5 protein-coding genes are annotated in these 5,627 nt (G+C 58.9%); 2 read left to right on the top strand and 3 right to left on the bottom strand.

All coding sequences use genetic code 11. The annotated features are described in order from the left end of the window. Nucleotides 1–242: 242 nt before the first annotated feature. Nucleotides 243–980: a thioesterase II family protein gene (locus ABTV87_RS09680; protein WP_433899347.1), complete on the bottom strand. Its 738-nt coding sequence runs from the start codon at nucleotides 978–980 to the stop codon at nucleotides 243–245. A gap of 129 nt (nucleotides 981–1,109) precedes the next feature. On the opposite strand from ABTV87_RS09680, the gene ABTV87_RS09675 reads away from it, so the two are divergent. Further along, entirely contained in the window at nucleotides 1,110–2,243 is a 1,134-nt protein-coding gene (locus ABTV87_RS09675; RefSeq protein WP_258713159.1) for a cupin-like domain-containing protein, read from the top strand. 6 nt (nucleotides 2,244–2,249) lie between these two features. Here the strand turns inward: ABTV87_RS09675 and ABTV87_RS09670 are convergent, their stop codons facing one another. Continuing rightward, on the bottom strand, nucleotides 2,250–3,422 hold the full coding sequence (locus tag ABTV87_RS09670; RefSeq protein WP_433899346.1) for an MFS transporter: 1,173 nt from the start codon (nucleotides 3,420–3,422) through the stop codon (nucleotides 2,250–2,252). Nucleotides 3,423–3,506: 84 nt separating this feature from the next. Next, nucleotides 3,507–4,676 (bottom strand): 1-deoxy-D-xylulose-5-phosphate reductoisomerase, encoded by a 1,170-nt coding sequence (gene ispC / locus ABTV87_RS09665; RefSeq protein WP_221533009.1) that lies wholly within the window; start codon nucleotides 4,674–4,676, stop codon nucleotides 3,507–3,509. A 404-nt stretch (nucleotides 4,677–5,080) separates the two neighbouring features. On the opposite strand from ispC, the gene idi reads away from it, so the two are divergent. Further along, a complete protein-coding gene (idi, locus tag ABTV87_RS09660; protein WP_433899345.1) occupies nucleotides 5,081–5,626 on the top strand; it encodes an isopentenyl-diphosphate Delta-isomerase in 546 nt (181 codons plus the stop codon). The last annotated feature ends 1 nt before the right edge of the window (nucleotide 5,627 follow it).

Raw genomic sequence — 5,627 nt, 5'->3', positions numbered from 1 at the left:
TTCTTGGCATCCGGATCAGTAGGCAGGCAGCACAAAGGCACGTCGTCCCTATAAAACGAATGCAGACCGGAAAAATTAGCGATTGAGAAGAAGTGTCAGGCGGGCGGTAGAGCGCGGATTTCAGTGGTACACAAAACCCTGTGGGAGCGAGCTTGCTCGCGATAGCGGTGCGACAGACAACACAGCATCGTCTGCAAAATGGCTATCGCGAGCAAGCTCGCTCCCACAGATTGCTTCGGCGCTCAGGCGGTTGCAGCCATGGCATGCCGCCGGTGATGCACCTCAAGTTGATCCTTGATCACCTTGAGCACTCGGGCTTCGTGCTCATGAATGAAGAAGTGCCCGCCGGCCAGCATGTCCACCGAGAAGCTGCCCGAGGTTTCCTTGCTCCAGCCGATCAATTGCTCGGTGGTGGCCTTGTCGGCCTTGCCGCCGAGCACATGCACCGGGCACTTGAGCAACGGGCGCTGCAACGGCTGGAATTTGCCACAGAGCAGGAAGTCCGCGCGCAGGATCGGCAGGGTCAGGCTCATCAACTCTTCGTTGGCCAGCACTTCTTCGCTGGTGCCGTTGAGCGTGCGCAACTGATCGATCAGCTCAGCGTCGGTCTTGGGGTCGGCGAAACCACGGTCGTAATCGGCGCGCATGGTCGGCGCAGCGGTGCCCGAAGCGAACAGTGCCACCGGTTCCGGGCAGCCCAACGCCCGCAGTGCATGGGCGATTTCGCAGGCCATCAGCGCGCCCAGGCTATGGCCGAACAACGCATAAGGGGTCTTGAGCGTCGGGCGCAATTCCTTGGCCAGTTGCATCGCCAGTACGCGCATGTCGGTGTGCAGCGGTTCGTCGAACCGTGCGCCGCGCCCGGGCAGCTCCACCGGTTGCAGTTGCAGCCATTGCGGCAGCTTCGGCCGCCAGCGGCTGTAGACCATGGCACTGGCGCCGGAGTACGGCAGGCACAGCAGGGTCAACTTGGTCACCACGCTTCCCTCGAAAAAATGTCTCTTCAAGAGGGTACGGATCAACGACCCGGAGAATTAGTCGGCGGTGGCTAAATTTCCCCCACAAACCCTCGTTAACCGTTCAGGCCAAAACAACAACGAGGATTCACCGTGGACCTGCAGACCATCCTGGGCAAGCTGTTCGCCAATGCCGGTGCCGTCGGCATCGAAGGCGTTTTCCAATTCGTGCTGGGTCCACAGCTGGCGTGCTGGTCCGAGGTCAAGGCCAGCACCCGGACCGAGGCCGGTCGACACCCGAACCCGGACGTGACCATTGAAGTGGCGCCGAACGATTTCGCCGGGATCATGAGCGGCACCGCCAACGTCGAAGAACTGTTCGCCAGCGGGCGGCTGAAGATCGGCGGCAACATGGGCCTGGCGACGATGTTGCCGCAGATCATCGACCACGCCCGCCACGGTGGTGCGCCGGCGCAAAAGGTCGACATGAACAAGCGCTACCCGACGCCGCCGCGCCCCAGTGAAGCCATCACCGCCGCGCGACCGGTGCAGACCGTCGTCGAGCGCCGGCCACGCAGCGAGTTGTCAGTCCAGGAATTCGAGGAGCGCTACCTGCCCTTCGGCACGCCGGTGGTCATCAGCAATGCGTTGCACGACTGGCCGCTGTTCAAGCTCAGCCGCGAAGAATCGCTGGTGCATTTCGCCGAACTGCAAGGCATCACCCGCCACGGCGACTACGTGAAGAAAACCTTCTCTACCGAACGGGATTTCCGCTCCACCTCGATGGCCGATTTCATCGCTTCGCTGGAGAGCCCGGCGGTCAAGGGCGCGGACGGCGAGCCGCCGGCCTACATGGGCAACAACATCCTGCCGGCCGCGCTGATGCAGCAGATCAAATACCCGCCCTATTTCGATGGCTCGCTGTTCATCCCGCCACGGATCTGGATCGGCCCCAAGGGCACGCTGACGCCGCTGCACCGCGACGACTCCGACAACCTGTTCGCCCAGGTCTGGGGCCAGAAGAAATTCACCCTCGCTGCGCCCCACCATCGCGAAGCGCTGGGCACCTGGTCCACTGCGCCGGAAGGTGGGCTGGACGGCTGCGATTTCAACCCGGATGCGCCGGACTATGAGCGCTTCCCCGCCGCACGCGACGTGACGTTCCTGCGCGTGACCCTAGAGGCCGGGGATCTGCTGTTCCTGCCCGAAGGCTGGTTCCATCAGGTGGAGTCGGTCTCGACGTCGCTGTCGGTCAACTTCTGGGTGAACTCGGGCCGGGGCTGGTAACCGGCATTATTTGAGGTGACGAAAGCTCTGCACCGCCGAGCCCAGCACCACCGCCCCGGCGGCAATCGCCAGCCAGAAGCCGCTGCGGGCGCCGAACGCATCCACCAGTGCGCCGGAACCGGCGGCGCCGATGGCCACGCCGATGCTCAGGCCGGTCACCAGCCAGGTCAGGCCTTCGGTGAGTTTGGCCGGCGGCACGATGCGCTCGATCAACGCCATCGCCACGATCAGGGTCGGCGAGAAGAACAGCCCGGCGATGAACACCGCGACGGCCAACCCGAAAATATTGCTCGCCAGCAACAACGGCAAAGTGGTCACCGCTGTCGCCAGACCGCCGTAGAGAAACAGGCGCGGCAACGGCAGTTTCGAGCGCATCGCGCCAAAGGCAATGCCGGCCAGACAGGAACCGATGGCGTACACCGACAGCACGATGCTCGCCGCCGCCGGCTGCCCCTGCTGCTGGGCGAACGCGACACTGACCACATCCACCACGCCGACAATCACGCCCATGGCGAGCATCAACGCCAGCAGCCATTGCACGTCGGTCGAACGAATGATCGAGCCTTGATGCTGCGATTCGTGCGGATGCACCGGCGGCTCGGTGCTGCGCTGGGCGACGAACGCCGTGACGCCGATGGCCAACATCAACAGCGCCGCCAGCGGCCCGGCCTCGGGAAACACGCCGACGCACAAGCCCACCGACAACGGCGGGCCGACGATGAAGCAGACTTCGTCGAGCACCGACTCCAGCGCATAAGCGGTCTGCAATTGCGGCTGGCCACGATAGATTTCGGTCCAGCGCGCCCGCGCCATCGCCGACATGCTCGGCATGCAACCGGCCAGTGCGGCGCAGACAAACAGGGTCCAGATCGGCGCCTGCAAACGGGTGCACAACAGCAACATCAGCAGCGCGCCCCCGCCGATCAGCGCCGCCACCGGCAACACTCGCCCCTGGCCGAAACGGTCCACCAGCCGTGACACCTGCGGCGCGCAAAACGCCGTCGCCAGCGCAAACGTCGCCGCCACCCCACCCGCGAGCGCATAGCCGCCGGTCAATTGCGAGAGCATCGTGATCACGCCGATGCCGGTCATGGAAATCGGCATGCGCGCGATCATCGCGGCAATCACAAAAGCCCGGGCGCCGGGGGCGTTGAACAGTTCGCGGTAAGGGTTTGCCATCGGATGCAGCCTCATCAGGGGCGGCCAAGTTGCCACAAAGCCTGAGGGCCGGGGAAGCGAGGAATTGTTGGTGGAATGTGAAGACTACAAGCGTGCGATTGACTCACGACTGACTCTACGTGCCTGGTCATCTATTGCCAGAATGTCGTCAATCGTATTAACCGGCGCTGAGTCGATGCGTTGCAGGGTTCGATCAATGACTCGCACGATGTCAGTAAAAGAAATTCGCAAGGACAAGAAGGCGTCGACCGCCACTTCATTTGACGCGTTCAGGACAATACTTGCCGCCGGCGGCTGATTGATCACCTCCATGGCCAACTCAAGGCACGGGAAACGAACAAGATCAGGTTTCTCGAAGGTCAATGCCGACAACTGGCTGAGATCCAAAGGCGCGACGCCTGAAGTTATACGTTGCGGATAGGCCAACGCATGGGCAATGGACATGCGCATATCGGGATTGCCCATCTGTGCCAGTACGGACTGATCCCGAAAAACCACCATCGAATGAACAATGCTCTGAGGGTGTATCAGCGCCTCGATACGCGACGGCGCCGTATTGAACAACCAGCTGGCCTCAATGATCTCCAGGCCTTTGTTAATCATCGTTGCTGAGTCGACGGATATTTTTCGGCCCATCACCCAGTTGGGATGAGCACAGGCTTCTTTGGGCGTAACGTCTCTGAGCGATGCCAGCGAACGCGTCCTGAACGGCCCGCCCGAGGCGGTCAGAATCAACCGCTCAACGCCGGATAATTCGGGATCACAACCTTGCAAGCATTGAAAGATCGCATTGTGTTCGCTATCCAGCGGCAAAATAACTGCACCGGACTCTCTGGCCGTGCGCATGAACAACGCACCAGACATGACTAAGGCTTCCTTGTTGGCCAAGAGTATTTTTTTTCCGGCCCGGGCAGCGCTCAAAGTTGGCAGAAGCCCTGCCGCACCGACAATCGCAGCAACGACGGTATCGCACTCTGCGACACAAACGACCTCGCACAAAGCCTCAATACCGCAACATACTTCGGTACGTGACTGTACTGCCTGTAGATGTGCCTGAAGCTCTATCGCGTGGTGCGGTTCACTTACGATAGCCACGATCGGGTTAAACTCAAGACACTGTTGAAAAAGCTTTTTTATATTGCAATGCGCACTTAATGCATACACAACATACTTGTCAGAGTTACGTGCGACCACATCTAAAACACTGTCGCCAATAGACCCGGTAGAACCGAGAACACATAGGCGTTGTAACATTTGATTACCCTAACCCATAAAAACCAGACGTTAAAACTTCGATATATACAAAATCGAAATCACCCAACATCAAAAAAACTCCCACGACCTGCGACATCCACCATCACAAAATTCGGAGAAGTTCTGTCTGACAATAGCTACAAAGCTACGTACCACAAGTGCTATCTCTATGAGCGTTTGCTATAAGCATCAATACAATTCTGAATATTCACTCGCAAAATATCGCATACACCATAGAACTATACAACCAGAAAAACGCAACAAGAATAAGAAAAAGATCTAATCAAAATTTGCCCCTTCAACAACAAACAACTAACTTCCAACCACAACACCCGTCTGTTTTTCCCTAAGAAGTCTGGTCAGCGTAGTAACGCCCAGTAGCGAAGACGTATTGGAGTCTAGCTATGGAAGAGTTACTTATTCTGGTCGATCGGCGAGATCGTAAAAAAGGCTGTGCGCCCAAGTTGCAGGCCCATCAATTCGGGCTTTTGCACCGTGCGTTCTCGATCTTCATTTTCGATAACACTGGCCGTGTCCTGTTACAACAACGCGCCTTCGGCAAATATCATTCTCAAGGCCTGTGGACCAACACTTGCTGCGGGCATCCCCGGCTTGGCGAGCGGACGCTTTCAGCCGCAAAACGCCGTTTGCAGGAAGAGATGGGCATAACCTGCTCCTTGCGCAAGGTTTCCACGCTGCTCTACCGCGAAGAAGTCTCGAACCAACTGATAGAGCACGAGTTCGACCACGTGTTCGTCGGTGTCAGTGACTGTGACCCCATCGCCAATCCCGAAGAAGCCCATGCATGGCAATGGCTCAAGCTTTCACAACTCCCCGCACGAATAGCAGCTGCCCCCGAGACCTTCACCGTTTGGTTCCGTCGGATCGTCGAGACCACCGGAGTTTCCAGAATAAGCGCCTGGAAAGAACTCGCAAAAATGAGCCACTAGA

The sequence above is a fragment of the Pseudomonas sp. PSE1(2024) genome, assembly GCF_050990555.1.
In the GTDB taxonomy this organism is placed as follows: Bacteria; Pseudomonadota; Gammaproteobacteria; order Pseudomonadales; family Pseudomonadaceae; genus Aquipseudomonas; species Aquipseudomonas aphyarum.
Note: the sequence above shows the minus strand (reverse complement) of the source record. Positions and strands in the feature narration are given on the sequence as shown.